This is a genomic window from Calditrichota bacterium (genome assembly GCA_020637445.1).
Classification (GTDB): Bacteria; Electryoneota; RPQS01; order RPQS01; family RPQS01; genus JABWCQ01.
Genome location: JACJVZ010000001.1, coordinates 1052921 through 1068975 on the forward strand (window position 1 = coordinate 1052921; position 16055 = coordinate 1068975).

Below are 16055 nucleotides of genomic sequence, written 5' to 3' on the forward strand. Positions count from 1 at the left end.
AGTATGCCGACAATTATTGATGGAAAGGCGGTCGCCGCCGGACTTCAAGCCAACCTAAAGAATAAAATCGCGAAATTTATCACCGAAACCGGAATAACTCCCGGTCTTGCCGTCGTATTGGTGGGTGACGATCCTGCGTCTGCGGTATATGTGAAATCGAAAGGCAAAGCGTGCGAACGACTCGGTATGTTTTCCGAAACTCTCAGGTTTCCCGCTGACACGTCGCGCGAAGAAACCCTCGCAACAATCGAAAAACTGAATCGCGACAGCCGCATTCATGGCATCCTCGTCCAGCTTCCGCTACCCAATCACCTTGATCCGGACGAAGTCATTGATGCGATCGATCCGAGAAAAGATGTGGACGGATTGCATCCCGCGAGCGCGGGTCTGCTCGCACTCGGTAGGCCGCGTTTTGTACCGTGCACTCCGGCTGGCATCATAGAGCTCCTTCGCGCAAGCGAAGTGGACGTCAAAGGCAAACATGCCGTCGTCTTGGGACGCTCCAATCTCGTCGGCCGTCCGATTGCCACATTGCTTTCGACCAAAGGAGAAATGGGCGATGCAACAGTCACGATTTGTCATTCGCGCAGCCGCGATCTCGCATCGATTACGCGAACAGCCGATGTTCTGGTCGTTGCTATTGGACAACCGAATTTTGTTACTCGCGACATGGTCAAACCCGGCGCGGTCGTAATTGATGTCGGAATTCATCGCCTGCCCGAATCCGAGGGCGGCGGCCTCTGCGGCGATGTACAGTATGATCAAGTTGCCGATATCACATCCGCTATCACACCCGTTCCCGGCGGCGTCGGTCCGATGACGATTACACTTTTGATGAGCAATACACTAAAAGCCGCCATGCTGTTTTCCAATCTGAAAACACATGCCTGAAACGCGGAGTGTATATTTGATGGGAATCGGCGGCATCGCGATGGCGAACGTCGCGGTTCTCTTACGCTCGGCGGGTTACGACGTAACGGGCTCCGATCAAGGCATCTACGAACCCGCCGCATCGCTTCTGCGCCGTGCGGGAATCGCAGCAAAAACTCCCTATTCCGAAAACAATCTTCCGCTCGACGACAACACGGTTGTTATTGTTGGCAACGTTCACTCGCGCGGTCATATTGAAGTCGAAGAAGCGCTTCGCCGCAATTTAAGACTCGAGTCTTTTCCCGGTTTTCTGCGCAGATCAGTGATGGCAAACAAACGTCGCGTAGTCATTGCCGGCACTCATGGCAAAAGCACGACGTCCGCCTGCGCCGCGCATTTGCTCATCACGCTTAATCGCAATCCCGGCTATCTGATCGGAGCGGATCCCGTGAACATGGAGTTCGGAGGACACCATGGCAGCGGATCAGAATTTGTAATCGAAGGCGATGAATACGACAGCGCGTTTTTTGACAAACGTTCCAAGTTTCTCGACTATTTTCCGCACGTTCTGATTCTCGGTCGGGTTGAGCACGACCATCTCGACATTTTCCCGACACTCGAAGAAATGCTAATCTCGTTTCGCCGGCTTGTGGCTCAGCTGCCTGCAAACGGAACTTTGGTGGTCGCAGCAGACAGCCCCCTCGCGCTCGAATTAGCCTCAAAGTCGCCTTGTCCGGTTGTGAAAGTCTCGGATAAATCTGACAGCGATTACTTTATTGACGAGAAGACACTTCGCGGGCCCGACGGAACATCCTATCCGGATTTCGCACCCGGTGTCATCGGTGCGCACAACCGTCTGAACGTCGCCATGGCTATTGCCGGTATCGAGTCGCTCGATATTCCCGTTGCTGATGTCGTTCATGCCGCATCCTCATTTCGCGGCATCAAGCGCCGACTCGAGTTACTCTTTTCTTCAAACGAACTTATCGTTTATGATGATTTCGCGCATCACCCGACGGCCATCGCTGCCGCTGTCGATGCCGTTCGCGCAGAGCATCCGGATCGCGAGGTCGTCGCAGTCTTCGAACCTCGCAGCAACACCGCCGTTCGCAACAAGTACCAGGACGAGTTCCGCGAAGCGCTTGCCCACTCCCATGTGGCAATTATCGGTACGGTGCACCGCAAAGACAAGATTCCCAAACCCGACGTCGTCGATACGGACCGGATGGTTGGCGAGTTAAGAACCCAAGGAGTTCAAGCGTACGCACTTGAAAATTGCGACATCCCTGAGTACCTTTTGAACGGTCTCCCCAAATCCGACCGCCGCGTCATTCTCTTTATGAGCAACGGCAGCTTTGGCGGAGCGGCCGCGGAATTCCTCGGCAAATTGTCGCACAAAAATACGATCACGGCCTAACTCGCCGTGGGGACGGATGGGGCACTGGTGGCTCCCGCGGTCTTCAAAACCGTTTGCGTCCATGTAACACATGGATGGCTGGGTTCGATTCCCAGACGTTCCCGCAAAGCCCAATTCCCACGGGCATCACTGGAAATTCATCGTCTTGACATTTCAGTCTAACTTGGTTAGCTTCTATAGGGAATAACCTACTATTCAAAACTATTCTACTGTTTACGAGGAATTTATGACTGCCAACTCCGCCGTTACATCGTGGGTAGATGAGTGCGCAAAGCTGTGCAAGCCCGACAAAGTCCATTGGTGTGATGGTTCTGACGCCGAGCGTGACATGCTCACAAAGATGCTGCTGGACAGCGGTGAATTCACGCGCTTGAATGAGGCCAATTGGCCCAACTGCTATCTCTATCGTTCCGACCCCACGGATGTCGCCCGTACCGAAAAAGTAACCTATATCTGCTCCGAAAAAGAATCCGACTGCGGCCCCACCAATAACTATATGTCCCCGGCGCAGGCACAGGCGGAAATTCTGCCTCGCTATGCCGGTGCCATGAAGGGCCGCACAATGTACGTGCTTCCCTACGTCATGGGCCCATTGGGAAGTCCCTACAGCAAAGTCGGCTTCCAGCTCACGGATTCCGTTTACGTCGTGCTGAACATGTTCATCATGGCGCGCGTCGGCGACAAGGCTTTGAAACAACTTGGCGACTCCAAGGACTTCGTCAAGGGCATGCATTCGATCGGTGAATTGAAACCCGAGACTCGTGCCATCTGCCATTTCCCCGAAAGAAATGAAATCTGGTCATTCGGGTCAGGTTATGGCGGCAACGCTCTACTTGGCAAGAAGTGCCACGCGCTCCGTATCGCCTCGGCGCAAGCCCACCGTGAAGGCTGGCTGGCCGAACATATGTTGATTCTTGGTTTGGAAAATCCGGAAGGCAAGACTTACTATATTGCGGCCGCTTTCCCCTCCGCGTGTGGCAAGACAAATCTCGCAATGGTGATACCTCCCGCAGCCCTGAAAGGCTGGAAAGCGTGGACCGTCGGCGATGACATTGCTTGGATGCGCTATGGCAAGGACGGCCGCCTGTACGCCATTAATCCCGAAGCCGGTTTCTTCGGCGTGGCGCCTGGCACCTCGGCCAAGACAAACCTGAATGCATTAAAGACAGCTTCCGCCAATTCGCTTTTCACCAACGTCGCCATCGACGAAAACAAGAACGTTTGGTGGGAAGGCCTGTCGTCTCCGCCGCCTGCCAAGTTGACGGATTGGAAAGGCAACCCCTGGACGCCGGACAGCACCGAGAAAGCTGCCCATCCCAATAGCCGATTCACGACCCCAGCGTCACAATGTCCGTCGATTTCGCCGCACTGGGAAGATCCGGAAGGCGTGCCGATTTCGGCGATTCTCTTCGGCGGCCGCCGCGCGAGCTTGGTTCCGCTGGTCGTAGAAGGCATGAATTGGAATCACGGCGTTTTGCTCGGAGCGTCGATGGGTTCTGAAACCACTGCCGCAGCCACGGACAATAAGGTTGGCACGATCCGCCACGATCCGATGGCGATGTTGCCGTTCTGTGGTTACCACATGGGCGATTACTTCCAGCACTGGATCAACATGGGAACGAAGGTTCCGAATCCGCCCAAAATCTACGGCGTCAATTGGTTCCGTCAGGACGAAAACGGCAAGTTCTTGTGGCCCGGTTTCGGCGACAACGTGCGTGTTCTGCAATGGATTATTGATAGGGTGGAGGGTAAGGCGGGCGCAGCCGCAACTCCGCTTGGAAATATGCCCCGCATGCAGGACTTAAACCGCGAAGGATTGGATTGTTCCGACGATGCCTTAAATACGATTCTTAGCGTCGACAAAACGGCGTGGAAGGCCTCATTTGCTGAGACTCGCGAGTATTTCGCCAAGTTTGGCGACCGCTTCCCGAAGGCCTTGAATGAAGAAATGGACGCTCTCGAAAAACGTTTGAGCTAACGGCCTGAAACAATTTGAAAGAGCCATCTGTTCAATGAGCAGGTGGCTCTTTTCATGGAGACAAGAAATATGAAGACACTTTGGGCAACCTTCCTAATTGCGGTATTTTGCGGAAGCGCATCTGCGCTTCCGAAGGTCGCCGTGTTTCCGTTTCAACCGCTGATGGATTCAACGTACGATGTCTGGGGCGATCAAGTAAAGGTCTTGAACTACCAGCTTGCCTTGCAGAGCTTCATTGTTTCCGACTTGACCCGCAGCACCGATGTAGAAGTCGTCAAAATCGATGATCTGGCTTTTAATGTTGAAGCCGCACTTGAAAAAGCGAAAGTGGTCGAAGCAGATTTCGCGGTCATCGGAACATTCGCCGAATTACCTACCGCAATACGGGGAGATGCGCAACTTGTCGATGTCTCCTTGGGCAAAGTCCCGCGCGGCTACCAAACGTCTTCAACTGCCGGCCGCTGGGAGGATTTATCCTACGTTGCTCGCGACTTAGCCGACCAGCTTCTTGGCTTGATTTCGAGCTCATCATCGACAACAGCCGAGTCAATAAGCCGGTTGATTATCGAAGGAAACCGCTTGGACCTGGGCTACGGACCAAGCTCCGATGCACGCCTTATAGTAGAAGTGAATTCTCCGGCACCGAAAGTAAGCCTGAGCTCCGGTGCCACACTTAGGCGGTGCAGCATCCGCGATCGGTCAAACTCCGAAAGAACCGATGGCGGCCCAATCTGCTATTCCGGTGACGTCCCGTCGGGCGAACAGACCATTCAAATCGAGCAACGCGGCTACTATGGCCACAAAGATGACCTAAGTTTAGCCCCCGGAAAGGTCTACAGGCTTATCGTTGAGCTTCAACCAATGAACTTCCAAGGCGATAAAGGTCGATAGACAACGGAAGTATCTGCACAGCAACCCATGAATTTACAAGGAGTAAGGCTCAAAAGACTTCACAAGGTGTCTGCACTTCAAGATGAATACACTTCAAGGTGTCTGCACCGCAAGGTGAATACACGGCAAGGCGAATGCACCGCAAGTTGAATGCACCGCAAGGTGAACACACGGCAAGGTGAACACACGGCAAGGTGTCTGCACCGCAAGGTGAATACACGGCAAGGCGAATGCACCGCAACGATATTATGTGCAGCCTGTCTGCACATAATATTACTTATGTGACTTTTGCATCAATTAGAAGGCCGGGCGCAAACCCGGCCTTTCAGCTCTACTTCTGTCATCCTCTGTAAGGACCTATTCAAGACGCTTCAATCAGTCCAACGGCACGCAGGCTACCCTTTGACGACCAGATTCACAATCTTCCCCGGTACCACAATCACCTTCGCAAGCTGTTTGCCCTCGAGCTGCGCCTTAATCTTATCGAGTTCCAGCGCCGACTTTTCAAGTTCGTCTTTAGTTGCGCCCGCCGCCGCCTCAAACGTCTCGCGCAGCTTCCCGTTGATCTGCACCGCAATCGTCAGCGTATCAGCTTTCGCTTTCTCAGCATCAAATTCCGGCCAGGATTCGTCAAAGATCGATCCCAAATGTCCGAACACATGCCAAAGCTCCTCGGCCAAATGCGGCGCCGACGGCGCAATCAGCTTCACCAGCGTTTCCACGGCTTCTACCTTCGCCGGACTCGATTGCACGTCCTTGAGATCGGATCCAACCCAGCCATAAATCGTATTCGTCAGTTCCATCAACCGCGCAAGCTGAGTATTAAAAGCAAACCCCTGCAGGTCATGCCCAACAGCCTGAATTGTCTGATGCAGTTTCCTCTCAACATCCCGTGGCATGGCGTCTTCCGGTCTCCCCCCATTTACGTCTGCGGAAATGGGGGGATTAAGGGGGGCTTCGGATTTTTCGATCTTGCCGTCCGCCACCGCCATCCCCAATCGCCAAACTCTCGCCACAAATCTCTCAATCCCCGAGATCCCGCCTTCCGACCAGTCTCCCCCCTGCGTATAGTCACCCGAGAACATTAAGTAACACCGCAAAACATCTGAACCGACACGCTCCAAAACCGGCTCCGGTGCGACCGTGTTGCCCTTCGATTTCGACATCCGTTCGCCGTTGTTCAAGATGATCCCCTGATGAATCAGCCGCGAGAACGGCTCTTCATACGGAAACCATCCGGCATCTTTCGCCACCTTCGCAAAGAAGCGACTGTAAATCAAATGGCCCATCGCATGTTCCGGTCCACCGACATATTGATCGACCGGAAACATGTTCTTGAGATGCTCTCTATCAAACGGCGCGTCGGACAGATGCGCGTCGGGATATCGAAGATAATACCACGACGAACAAACGAACGTGTCCATCGTATCGGGATCTCGCTCGGCCGCACCGCCGCACTGCGGACACGACGTCTTGATAAACGACTCCACACTCGCCAGCGGCGATTTTCCCTTGGGCTTATACTCTTCGACATTCTCAGGCAGCAAAACAGGTAGTTGATCCTCAGGTACCGGCACCGTCCCGCATTTCTCGCAGTGCACCATCGGAATCGGTGCACCCCAGTACCGTTGCCGCGACACCGTCCAATCCCTAAGATGCCAAGTCACGGTAGGTTCACCCAGCCCAAGTGATTTGAGCTTCTCCCCCACCTTCTTAATTCCATCCTTAGACGACAACCCCGAAAATTCCCCCGAATCAAACATCACCCCATACTCAGTGAATGCTGCTTCAGGTCTCCCTCCATTTGCGTCTGCGGAAATGGGGGGATTAAGGGGGGCTTCTGAGTCTGATCCCCCTCCGCGCTGCGCGGGGGGGCTAGGGGGGGTCTTTTCATCAGGTCGAATCACTTCCTTAATCGGCAACCCGTACGTCTTCGCAAACGCAAAATCCCGAGTGTCATGCGCCGGCACAGCCATCACCGCGCCCGTTCCGTACGACCCAATCACATAATCCGCCACCCAAACCGTCACAGAGTCACCGGTTAGCGGATGAATCGCATAAGCTCCCGTAAACACCCCCGTCTTGGGACGATCCTCCATCTGCCGATCGACTTCAGAGAGACTCAAAGCCGCCTGGACATATTCCTCAACAGCTCCCCTCTGCTCATCCGTAGTAACGTCCTTCACCAGTGGATGCTCCGGCGCCATAACCACGTAAGTAACCCCAAACAGCGTATCCGCCCGCGTAGTAAACACTCTGATTTCTGATCCCCCTCCGCGCTGCGCGGGGGGGTTAGGGGGGGTCTTTTCTGAATTTCCTCTTTCCTCTTTCCTATTTCCTATTTTGAAGGAGATCTCCGTCCCCTCCGACTTCCCGATCCAATACCGCTGCATGGCCTTCGTCTTCTCCGGCCAGTCAATGGTATCAAGTCCATCGAGCAGTCTCTGGTTATAGTCGGAAATTCGGAAAAACCACTGCCTCATCTTTCGCCGCTCTACCAGCGAGTCGCAGCGCTCACAAAGATTATCCGAAGTCACCTGCTCATTGGCCAACACCGTCTGACAGTTCGGGCACCAATTCACCAGCGCGTCTTTTTGATAGGCCAGCCCGCGCTTGTACATCAAGAGGAACCACCACTGCGTCCACTTGTAGTAGTCCGGCGACGACGTCACAACCTCGTAATCCCAATCGTACATCGCGCCGATTTTCTTGAGCTGCTCGCGCATAACTTTGATGTTATTCGCGGTCGATTTCGCCGGATGAATCCCCGTCTTAATCGCATAGTTCTCAGCGGGCAGCCCGAACGAGTCAAACCCCATCGGTTCGAACACGTCATACCCCTGCATCCGCTTGAACCGCGCATAACTATCCGTCGGCCCAAAGTTGTACCAGTGCCCCATGTGCAGCTTATCCCCCGAAGGATAAGAGAACATCACCAGCACATAGTGCTTAGGACGTTCCGCATTCCCCCCCGGTCCTCCGGGGGGGCTAGGGGGGGTAAAATGTTCAGGCGCATCCGATCCCTCTAAACGAGCGGATGCACCCTCTGATCCCCCTCCGCGCTGCGCGGGGGGGCTAGGGGGGGTCTTTTCATCACCCGAAGGCACCCGACGCCCCCATTTATAAATCCCGTTTTCCTCCCACCACAACTGCCAGCGGGATTCAACTTCAGCAAACGGGTAAGCCTGTTCGGATATAGGTTTGGGTGGTGTCATAAAAGTTACTCTCAATAGCCTACGCGCCAAATTTCGCATGCCTTTTGGGCCAGTTTCTTGGTACGAGACCTAATGGCTTCAGCATCCCAGTGCAAAGTTTCACACAACTCAGTGTTTAAAGTAAGTGCAGACTTTGCGAATCCTTTTGAACGCTTCACTTCAAAACTAGAGTTTCCAAGATCACGATTCTTCCCGCGCTCCAGAAGAGTCATGTTACCAAGTAAATCTACTACTTCCGCAAGTTCATCTTGATTCCGATAGGAACCCGACCACACACGACCATCTGGCTTCTTAGGAAGTATGTGTTCAAGATTAACTCTTCCCTTGTCCTCAGCCACTCTAATTTCTTGAGATGTCCCAACGGTATCATTGATCCGTGCAAGAATATAACGTGCAATCAACGGCTTGTTCATTCGTTTCGACTCAAAAAGGGTCAGAAATTGGTTGTCATCAACATATATCTTATTAAGTTTTGCGAACACCTGCTTCGACGATTTCGCACTTCCTGACGTTATGGCTGCCGCGGCATCTGCATATGCCTTTTCCAGATTTCCAGTTCCAAGTGAACCAATCACAGTGTATCTAAAAGTCACTACCACAAGGTCACGAAGGATCTTTGTGGTCACGTCCGGTGACAGTTTTCTCATCGCCGCTAGTGCAACAGGTCTAAATTGCTGAGCCTTAAAACGCAAAAGTGCCTCAAGATGCTCTTGAACTTCAATCGGGTGATCTGACCAAAACACGTGTTCAGGATTTGAAAGTGCTGCATACAAGTCAGCGGTCTCCCGGATTTCCTGGATAAACTCGCGCGTAGCGGGAGGATTCGCATACTCACTCCTTATGCTCTTATACAAGTCCTTCTCACGAACCAGTTCATGGAAAGCAAGCCAATGATGTCTTAAGAACTGAGTCATGTTCTCACTTCCAACAAGCAACGAAGTTTCTCGCCAACTTTTCGAGTATCTTTCAATAGTACGGCCTGCTTTCGAGAACAAATAGTTCTTTACAAGATCAGAAACTGCCAAATCAAGGCCTCTGTCATTAAGCGTTTCAAAAATTACAAAAGCGTCTGCGTTATCCTCTACTTCAATATGAATAATCCCTACTTTTTTCGTAACGAACTCTTCCAAATCCAGCATGGCTTCTTCAGGTTCTTTGTATTCTCCCACCCAGTCGCTAAGCGCTTTTCTAAATCGATCAAATGCACATACTAACAGTTTGTTTGAAGATGACCAAAGTTTCTTGTCCGTAGCGCTAGCTACATTTCGTTGAATTACAAATTTTTGAAACACTGGATCGTCTGTTTCATTTAGAGACAGCTTTGGTAGAACCTTTCCAGTTCTTCTGTCTTTGCTACCCAGAAAATCATAAAACAAACCATCAGATCTTCCTTGATCAGACTGATTTGCCCAGTATTCTGAGATTGCAGAGAGGACCATAGACAAAGCAGCCAACCTCTGTTGACCATCTACTATTTCGCGAGAAGGGATTTCACTTTCAGACATTGCAGTGACAATCGCACCAAGAAAATACTCATCTTCCCCATTTTCATATGCGTGCACTAGATCCTGCCATAAGACATCGGTCTCATCCTCTGTCCACGCAAAATCACGTTGATACTGAGGAACTCGATAGCTTACTGGTCGTTTGAGTAACTCCTCTATCGTAACATAGTTCGTTTCAATTTTACGCAGAACTGCCATACTGCCTCCAAAGTGAGTTGAGTTCTTCCACAAAAAATCTCACACTTATCCCCCGCATTCCTACCTCCGCACATCTCCATCCTTTGTATCAACAAGATCACCACAAACACAACCATCGACTTAAAAGAATAGCCTCAGACCGCAGATCCCACAGTCTCCCCAACCACATCCCCCAAACATTCCCTCTGCGGCGCATGCCCCACGTTTATGCCAGTCACGCTATATCTTTTCCCACCTCCGCACCTCCCCATCCTCCGGATCCACAAAATCCCCCACAAACACAAACCCCGCCTTCTTGAGCACGGCTCCAGACGCCGGATTATCCGCCTTCGTATGCGCGCGCACGACCGACACGGTTAGCTGGCTCTTCGCAAACATCACAAGTCCCTCTGCCGCTTCCGTCGCATACCCTTGGCCGCGAAACTCTTCAGCTATCGCATAGGCAATCTCCACCATCCCCGCGGCATCCGGCGCCCCACTGAATCCGCACGAACCCAACACCACTCCATCCGCCGCGCGCACAATCTGAAACTGGCACAACCACGGATCAGGCTCCGTCGCCAGTTTCACCTTTTTCAACCACTCGGGAGAAACGTCCACTTGCTCAGCAGCAGGCAGTGACTCCACCCACGCTAACACCTCAGCAGGCGATTGCAAACGAAGTTCAAGCCGCGCAGTGTTCACAAATCTCCCCAACCACATCCCCCAGACATTCCCTCTGCGGCGCATGCCCCACCCCCGCAAACATCACACTCCGCGCACTCCCCCCCACGCCCCTCACAATCCGCTCCACCTGCTCCCTCGATCCATATTCATCGAGTTCCCCCTGCATCACCAACACCGGACAAACAATCTTCGGCAAATACGAAAACAAATTCCACTCGCGATGCGCAGGATTCAGCCAAGTCTCATGCCAAACAGAGTAGAGCCGCTCAGTCTTCTCCCCGTGATACTTGCGCAGCCGTTCCAAGAGCCGCGTCTCCCCCGCTGTCGCCACCGTGTGCTTCACACCCTCAATCGTAATTTCTTCCAGCAGCACATGCGCCGCAATCGAAACCACAGAAGCAACTCGCTCAGGATACAAAGCGGCCGCCACCAGCGCAATCGATCCCCCATCACTATGCCCCACCAAAATCGCGCGCCGAACTCCAAGCCGATCCAAAATCTCCGGCAACCTCCGCGCATCTTCTTCCAAATACGCGCTCGTGCGTTTCTCATCTGAAAGCGGCGAAGACACCCCATGCCCCCGCCGATCAAACATCACCACATCCAACCCAGTAGCCTCAAAGAGCCGCTCGGGGAATTCCTTCCAAGTCGCCATACACCCCAGCGCGTCATGTAACAACACAATCGCCGGATCGCTCACCGATTCACCACGCAGCAACATCTCCGCCGCGAGCGAATACTCTTCAAACTCAAGCGTTAGGGATTGCCGCACGTCTCTTCTTCAACCAGTCCTGAGCCAGGTGAATCACCATCGGCAAAACCGAAATCCCGATAATCGCGAAAATCACCAGCGAGAAATTCTTCTTCACAAATGGAATGTTTCCGAAGTAATATCCCGCCACGACACACGCCGTAATCCACAGCAAAGTTCCAAACACACTAAACGTGAAAAACCTCAAGTAATTCATCTTCCCAATCCCTGCCACAAACGGCGCGAACGTCCGAAAAATCGGCATGAACCGCGCAACCACAATCGTCTTTCCACCGTGCTTCTCATAAAACGCGTGCGTTTTGTCAATATACTCCCGTTTCACCCACCGCGAATTCGCACTATAAACCTTCGGCCCGATAAATCTCCCGATCCAATAGTTCGTCGAGTCCCCCAAAATCGGAGCAAGATAGAGAATCCCCAACAACAGCGGCAACTCAAGCGACCCCAAAGCCGCAAATGCGCCCGCCGCAAACAGCAGCGAATCCCCCGGCAAAAACGGCGTCACCACCAACCCCGTCTCGCAAAAAATGATCGCGAACAAGATAAAATACGTGAGTGTCCCGTAGTCTTTGATCACCTCTCCAAGGTGAACGTCAAGATGCAGGAAGATATCTATTATTGTAGAGAGAAATTCCAAAACTCGATCCTGTCAGTTTGTCCGCTTGTCTCTTTCAGATCGTCTTTTCATCAATGCCCGCACAACTCCAATCACGCTCGGAACAACTGTCGCCGTTCCTACAATTACAATCGCAAATACAAAATTTTTGCGTACCCACGGAATCGACCCGAAGAAATATCCTCCGAACACAAACACCGAGACCCACAACGCCGATCCGACCACACTCGCCACCAGAAATCGCGAGTATTTCATTTTCGAAAGCCCCGCAATAAACGGCACGAACGTCCGGAATGTCGGCACAAATCTCGACACCAGCACGGCCTTCGTTCCGTTTTTGCGGTAAAACGACGATGCTTTGCGAAGGTACCCCGGCCGGATCAGTTTCGTCCACTTGACGAGCACGTCGTGCCCGAGCTTCCGCGAAATCCAATAGTTCGCACTATCTCCGCAAATCGCCGCGAAGTGAATCCCTACGGCCAACTCAAAAATATTCAAATGTCCCGCCCCTGCAAACGTCCCTGCCGCAAACAACAGTGTATCGCCAGGAAGGAACGCAGCGATGATTAATCCCGTTTCGGCGAAAACCGTTGCGAAAATAATCAAGTATGTCCACGCACCATACTGAATCGCAACCTGCTCAAGGCGCGTGTCAAGATTTGAAAAAAATTGAGCGAGTTGTGAGAGTGAGTCCATACGAAGAAAACAAAGCCGCCCTTCAACCAAGGGCGGCTTTGTTGCGTTGTCGGGGCGACTGGATTTGAACCAGCGACCCCTTGGTCCCGAACCAAGTGCGCTACCGGACTGCGCTACGCCCCGACATATATTGTCTCGGATCCGATCCCGGATCACTGAATCCCTCTCGGCCAATCAACGGCACGAAAGAGACCATACCCATTTCTTGGATCTGCAGTTCGCCGTCAACTTTGTCGGCGATCTGCAAGACTTGCTCGCGCCCCGCACCCATCGGGAAAATCATTCGCCCTCCCTCTTTCAATTGCTTGGAAAGAGTTTTCGGCAAATTCGGTGCGGACGCCGTAATAATAATCTTGTCAAACGGTGCGTGCTCCGACCAACCGATCGTGCCGTCACCGTGTTTCACCACCACATTCGATAAACCCGCCGCTTCAAGTCTCGCCCGAGCCTCTTTCGCAAGACCAAAGTGCCGTTCAATCGTAAAGACTTTTCCAGCCAGCACGCACAGTATCGCAGCCTGGTATCCTGACCCCGTGCCAATCTCCAAAATCCGGTCATTCGGCTGGACATTGAGTAGTTCCGTCATCTTCGCGACAATAAACGGCTGGCTGATGGTCTGCCCGCTGTCAATCGGTAGCGGAGTATCTTCGTAAGCTCGGTTCTGGAAGGCCTGATCCACAAACTCGTGCCGCTTCACCTGCCGCATGGCATCGAGCACACGGCTATCTGTGATCCCTCTCCGCTGAAGCTGCGTGAGGACCATTTCGTCTCTGGATAACTTATAGTTTCTCATAGACTTAAATCAGAGACGACAAAACGTCCATCGGATCGAGGTTGCGCAGACAGAACCAGAATATACCATTTCGCTCGCTCATTGTCAAGCTCCCTAAAACTCGAAGTTTAGAGCACCTGAGCAACAGCGAATTTCAAATACTCCGTTTCGGGCATCGCAGCCAGCACCGGGTGATCCGGCGCCTGCGTCCCGAAGGCCAAAAACCTGACAGTTCGCCGGCTTTTGAACGCCGCTTCCTCGAGTGCCTTTCTCCAGTTTACGCGCGATATTAAACCCGAACAACTCGACGTCAACAACAATCCTCCTGGCTTCACCCACTTCATCGCACGCGCATTTAGATCACGATAAGCGCGCAGCGCAACGGTCGCCTTGCTCCGACTCTTCGCCAGCGCCGGCGGATCCAAACTGACAATATCGTATTGCTGCGCGACATCCTTTAGCCAATCGAATATGTCGGTTTTTACATAACGTGCGCGTTCTTCAAAGCCGTTCATTAAGACAACTTGTTTAACCAAAGATAGTGCGCGCTCCGAACCGTCGACATAAGTCGAAGTCGCAACCCCTGCTTGCAAGGCGTATGCTCCAAATGCTCCCGTGTAACAAAACAAATCGAGAAACTCCTCGCCGCCGCGCACAAAACTCTGCGTCAACTTGCGATTGAGTCTCTGATCCAAAAAATATCCCGTTTTCTGTCCGGCAATGGGATCGGCAAGTAGTCTCAGCCCATCCTGCTCAAACTCAAATGTCTCATCAATTGTACCATGAACGACTTTTCTTTCTTGCCCAAGTCCCTCAAGCGATCTCATCGAAGAGTCATTTGCCGCAACAATAACTTTCGCACCTAGTCTATCGAGAATCCAATCACAAAAGTGCTTTTCCAGCGCCTCAGCGCCCGCAGTCAAAACTTGATAGACCACAAGCTCGCCAAATAGATCGACGATGATCCCCGGTAACCCGTCCGCTTCACTAAACACGATGCGACAAACACGTGCATCGCCAAACATTTTCTGCCGCGCGTTCAACGCAGCATCCAATCTCTGCCAAACAAATTCGCGGTCGACAATTACTTCATCACGTGAAAAAAGTCTGACCGAAATCAAACTGTGCGGATTCACCGAGCCGATGCCGTAAAACCTCTCGCGGCTATCGACCACTCGCACAAACTGTCCCGGCTCGAGCGACTGAAATCCGTCCTGAAGTTCATTCGAAAAAATCCACAGATGTCCTCCAAAGACGCGCGACTCCGCGCCTTTCTTCAGCACAACATTAGGATAACGTGAACTCATCTAAAAAAGCGAAGTTTGATTTGATTTCGGAGTGATCTCTTCAACCAGCGTGATCAACTCGTTTTCCAACGGCGCCAAGAGTTTCTTCAAATCTTCCACCGCAGTTTCCGAATTGAGCCATTTCACGCAGTCCTCAGGCTTCAGCACCACAGGCATCCGGTCATGCACCGGCGCAACCACATCGTTCGCCGAGGTCGTGAGCATCACGCAACTCTCGATGACTTTTTCTCCGTCGTTCCATCGGTCCCAAAGTCCCGCAAACAAAAATTCTTCTTCCTTAGGCCGAAACGTCACTCGCTGTTTCGTCCCTTTGATCCATTCATAAAATTCATCCCCCGGCATCACACATCTCCGCGAGCGAAAGGCCTCCGCAAACGACTTGAGTTCATCGACGGTTTCACTTCGCGCATTTGTCAGCGGCCGTTCCGGCATCGTTTTCGACCAAGCGGGCACAAGCCCCCATCTCATCTCAAGCTGTTCAAAGCCTGCGTCGGCCAGTCGCACGACGGGCACAGAATCCGTCGGCCTAACGACTTTCTTTGGCCGGTCATAGTCGAGGTTTCTCGGAATTCCCAACAGGTCATGCAGAAAAGCACTCCGTGAGTACCCGATTGTTCCGTATGCGTTACACATGCTCTTCTCCTTAACAAAAACACACGGGAGGGTTCCCGTGTGTCTCTTGGTCGGGGCGACTGGATTTGAACCAGCGACCCCCACACCCCCAGTGTGGTGCGCTACCGGGCTGCGCCACGCCCCGACGTATTCAGCAAACTCAAAATCTCTTTCAATTCCTGTTTGACCTCGGACAAAACATCCATCGGCGCCGGTTTTTCTTCCACGTCATCCAGCCCAAGCTGAAGCTGTTTGCGCGCGCCGGCGATGGTAAATTTCTTGTTGTACAGCAGATCGTGAATCCGCGTCAACAATCCAAGGTCATTTTCCGTGTACAATCTGTTTCCCCCGCGCCCCTTTTTCGGGTGAAGCTGCGGAAACTCACTCTCCCAATATCTCAAAACATGAGCAGGCACTCCGATTAACTCGGAGACTTCGCCAATCGAATGGTACAACTTCTTAAGCTGCGGAACTCGCGTGTCCTTTTTTTCCATCACGCTGCTCATACTTCGAAGAACATAACTATTTCGCGGCTATTTC

Annotated in this window: 14 protein-coding genes and 3 tRNA genes; 5 read left to right on the top strand and 12 right to left on the bottom strand. The window is 52.4% G+C overall.

The window, feature by feature from the left end; translation table 11 throughout:
- Positions 1–3: 3 nt before the first annotated feature.
- From folD to H6507_04395, 5 genes are all read left to right on the top strand, one after another.
- Positions 4–891 carry a bifunctional methylenetetrahydrofolate dehydrogenase/methenyltetrahydrofolate cyclohydrolase FolD gene (folD, locus tag H6507_04375; GenBank protein MCB9368329.1) on the top strand — a complete coding sequence of 296 codons (888 nt, stop codon included), beginning with the start codon at positions 4–6 and terminating at the stop codon, positions 889–891.
- Positions 884–2287, top strand: a complete 1404-nt coding sequence (locus tag H6507_04380) for a hypothetical protein (GenBank protein MCB9368330.1) — start codon at positions 884–886, stop codon at positions 2285–2287. Before folD ends, H6507_04380 begins: the two co-directional genes overlap by 8 nt.
- An 8-nt stretch (positions 2288–2295) precedes the next feature.
- A tRNA-Sec gene (locus H6507_04385) sits at positions 2296–2391 on the top strand.
- A gap of 122 nt (positions 2392–2513) precedes the next feature.
- The gene (locus H6507_04390; GenBank protein MCB9368331.1) at positions 2514–4265 is read left to right on the top strand and encodes a phosphoenolpyruvate carboxykinase (GTP); all 1752 of its coding nucleotides are present in this window, start codon (positions 2514–2516) and stop codon (positions 4263–4265) included.
- Positions 4266–4334: 69 nt separating this feature from the next.
- Positions 4335–5156 carry a hypothetical protein gene (locus tag H6507_04395; GenBank protein ID MCB9368332.1) on the top strand — a complete coding sequence of 274 codons (822 nt, stop codon included), beginning with the start codon at positions 4335–4337 and terminating at the stop codon, positions 5154–5156.
- 395 nt (positions 5157–5551) lie between these two features.
- Here the strand turns inward: H6507_04395 and H6507_04400 are convergent, their stop codons facing one another.
- The 12 genes from H6507_04400 to H6507_04455 all read right to left on the bottom strand — a co-directional run bounded on the left by H6507_04400 (position 5552) and on the right by H6507_04455 (position 16009).
- Positions 5552–8371: a leucine--tRNA ligase gene (locus tag H6507_04400; protein MCB9368333.1), complete on the bottom strand. Its 2820-nt coding sequence runs from the start codon at positions 8369–8371 to the stop codon at positions 5552–5554.
- An 11-nt stretch (positions 8372–8382) separates the two neighbouring features.
- Positions 8383–10074: a DUF262 domain-containing protein gene (locus H6507_04405; GenBank protein ID MCB9368334.1), complete on the bottom strand. Its 1692-nt coding sequence runs from the start codon at positions 10072–10074 to the stop codon at positions 8383–8385.
- Positions 10075–10293: 219 nt separating this feature from the next.
- Positions 10294–10758: a GNAT family N-acetyltransferase gene (locus H6507_04410; protein ID MCB9368335.1), complete on the bottom strand. Its 465-nt coding sequence runs from the start codon at positions 10756–10758 to the stop codon at positions 10294–10296.
- On the bottom strand, positions 10739–11512 hold the full coding sequence (locus H6507_04415; GenBank protein MCB9368336.1) for an alpha/beta hydrolase: 774 nt from the start codon (positions 11510–11512) through the stop codon (positions 10739–10741). Before H6507_04415 ends, H6507_04410 begins: the two co-directional genes overlap by 20 nt.
- On the bottom strand, positions 11490–12149 hold the full coding sequence (locus H6507_04420) for a DedA family protein (GenBank protein ID MCB9368337.1): 660 nt from the start codon (positions 12147–12149) through the stop codon (positions 11490–11492). The genes H6507_04415 and H6507_04420 overlap by 23 nt, the downstream gene beginning before the upstream one ends.
- 12 nt (positions 12150–12161) lie before the next feature.
- Positions 12162–12824, bottom strand: a complete 663-nt coding sequence (locus tag H6507_04425) for a VTT domain-containing protein (GenBank protein ID MCB9368338.1) — start codon at positions 12822–12824, stop codon at positions 12162–12164.
- Positions 12825–12873: 49 nt separating this feature from the next.
- Positions 12874–12947: transfer RNA gene (locus H6507_04430), tRNA-Pro, on the bottom strand.
- Positions 12925–13617 (bottom strand): protein-L-isoaspartate(D-aspartate) O-methyltransferase, encoded by a 693-nt coding sequence (locus H6507_04435; protein MCB9368339.1) that lies wholly within the window; start codon positions 13615–13617, stop codon positions 12925–12927. Before H6507_04435 ends, H6507_04430 begins: the two co-directional genes overlap by 23 nt.
- Before the next feature lie 107 nt (positions 13618–13724).
- Complete coding sequence (locus tag H6507_04440; GenBank protein MCB9368340.1) at positions 13725–14903, bottom strand: class I SAM-dependent rRNA methyltransferase; 1179 nt, start codon at positions 14901–14903, stop codon at positions 13725–13727.
- Positions 14904–15536, bottom strand: a complete 633-nt coding sequence (locus H6507_04445) for an SOS response-associated peptidase (GenBank protein ID MCB9368341.1) — start codon at positions 15534–15536, stop codon at positions 14904–14906.
- A gap of 47 nt (positions 15537–15583) precedes the next feature.
- A tRNA-Pro gene (locus tag H6507_04450) sits at positions 15584–15660 on the bottom strand.
- On the bottom strand, positions 15638–16009 hold the full coding sequence (locus H6507_04455) for a MerR family transcriptional regulator (GenBank protein MCB9368342.1): 372 nt from the start codon (positions 16007–16009) through the stop codon (positions 15638–15640). Before H6507_04455 ends, H6507_04450 begins: the two co-directional genes overlap by 23 nt.
- Positions 16010–16055: the final 46 nt, after the last annotated feature.

What these genes read in the sequence shown, in the direction of transcription:
- folD (MCB9368329.1), top strand. Translation starts at nt 4, where the DNA reads ATGCCGACAATTATTGATGGAAAGGCGGTCGCCGCCGGACTTCAAGCC.
- H6507_04435 (MCB9368339.1), bottom strand. Translation starts at nt 13,617, where the DNA reads ATGAGAAACTATAAGTTATCCAGAGACGAAATGGTCCTCACGCAGCTT.
- H6507_04440 (MCB9368340.1), bottom strand. Translation starts at nt 14,903, where the DNA reads ATGAGTTCACGTTATCCTAATGTTGTGCTGAAGAAAGGCGCGGAGTCG.
- H6507_04380 (MCB9368330.1), top strand. Translation starts at nt 884, where the DNA reads ATGCCTGAAACGCGGAGTGTATATTTGATGGGAATCGGCGGCATCGCG.
- H6507_04405 (MCB9368334.1), bottom strand. Translation starts at nt 10,074, where the DNA reads ATGGCAGTTCTGCGTAAAATTGAAACGAACTATGTTACGATAGAGGAG.
- H6507_04400 (MCB9368333.1), bottom strand. Translation starts at nt 8,371, where the DNA reads ATGACACCACCCAAACCTATATCCGAACAGGCTTACCCGTTTGCTGAA.
- H6507_04455 (MCB9368342.1), bottom strand. Translation starts at nt 16,009, where the DNA reads ATGGAAAAAAAGGACACGCGAGTTCCGCAGCTTAAGAAGTTGTACCAT.
- H6507_04445 (MCB9368341.1), bottom strand. Translation starts at nt 15,536, where the DNA reads ATGTGTAACGCATACGGAACAATCGGGTACTCACGGAGTGCTTTTCTG.
- H6507_04425 (MCB9368338.1), bottom strand. Translation starts at nt 12,824, where the DNA reads ATGGACTCACTCTCACAACTCGCTCAATTTTTTTCAAATCTTGACACG.
- H6507_04390 (MCB9368331.1), top strand. Translation starts at nt 2,514, where the DNA reads ATGACTGCCAACTCCGCCGTTACATCGTGGGTAGATGAGTGCGCAAAG.
- H6507_04395 (MCB9368332.1), top strand. Translation starts at nt 4,335, where the DNA reads ATGAAGACACTTTGGGCAACCTTCCTAATTGCGGTATTTTGCGGAAGC.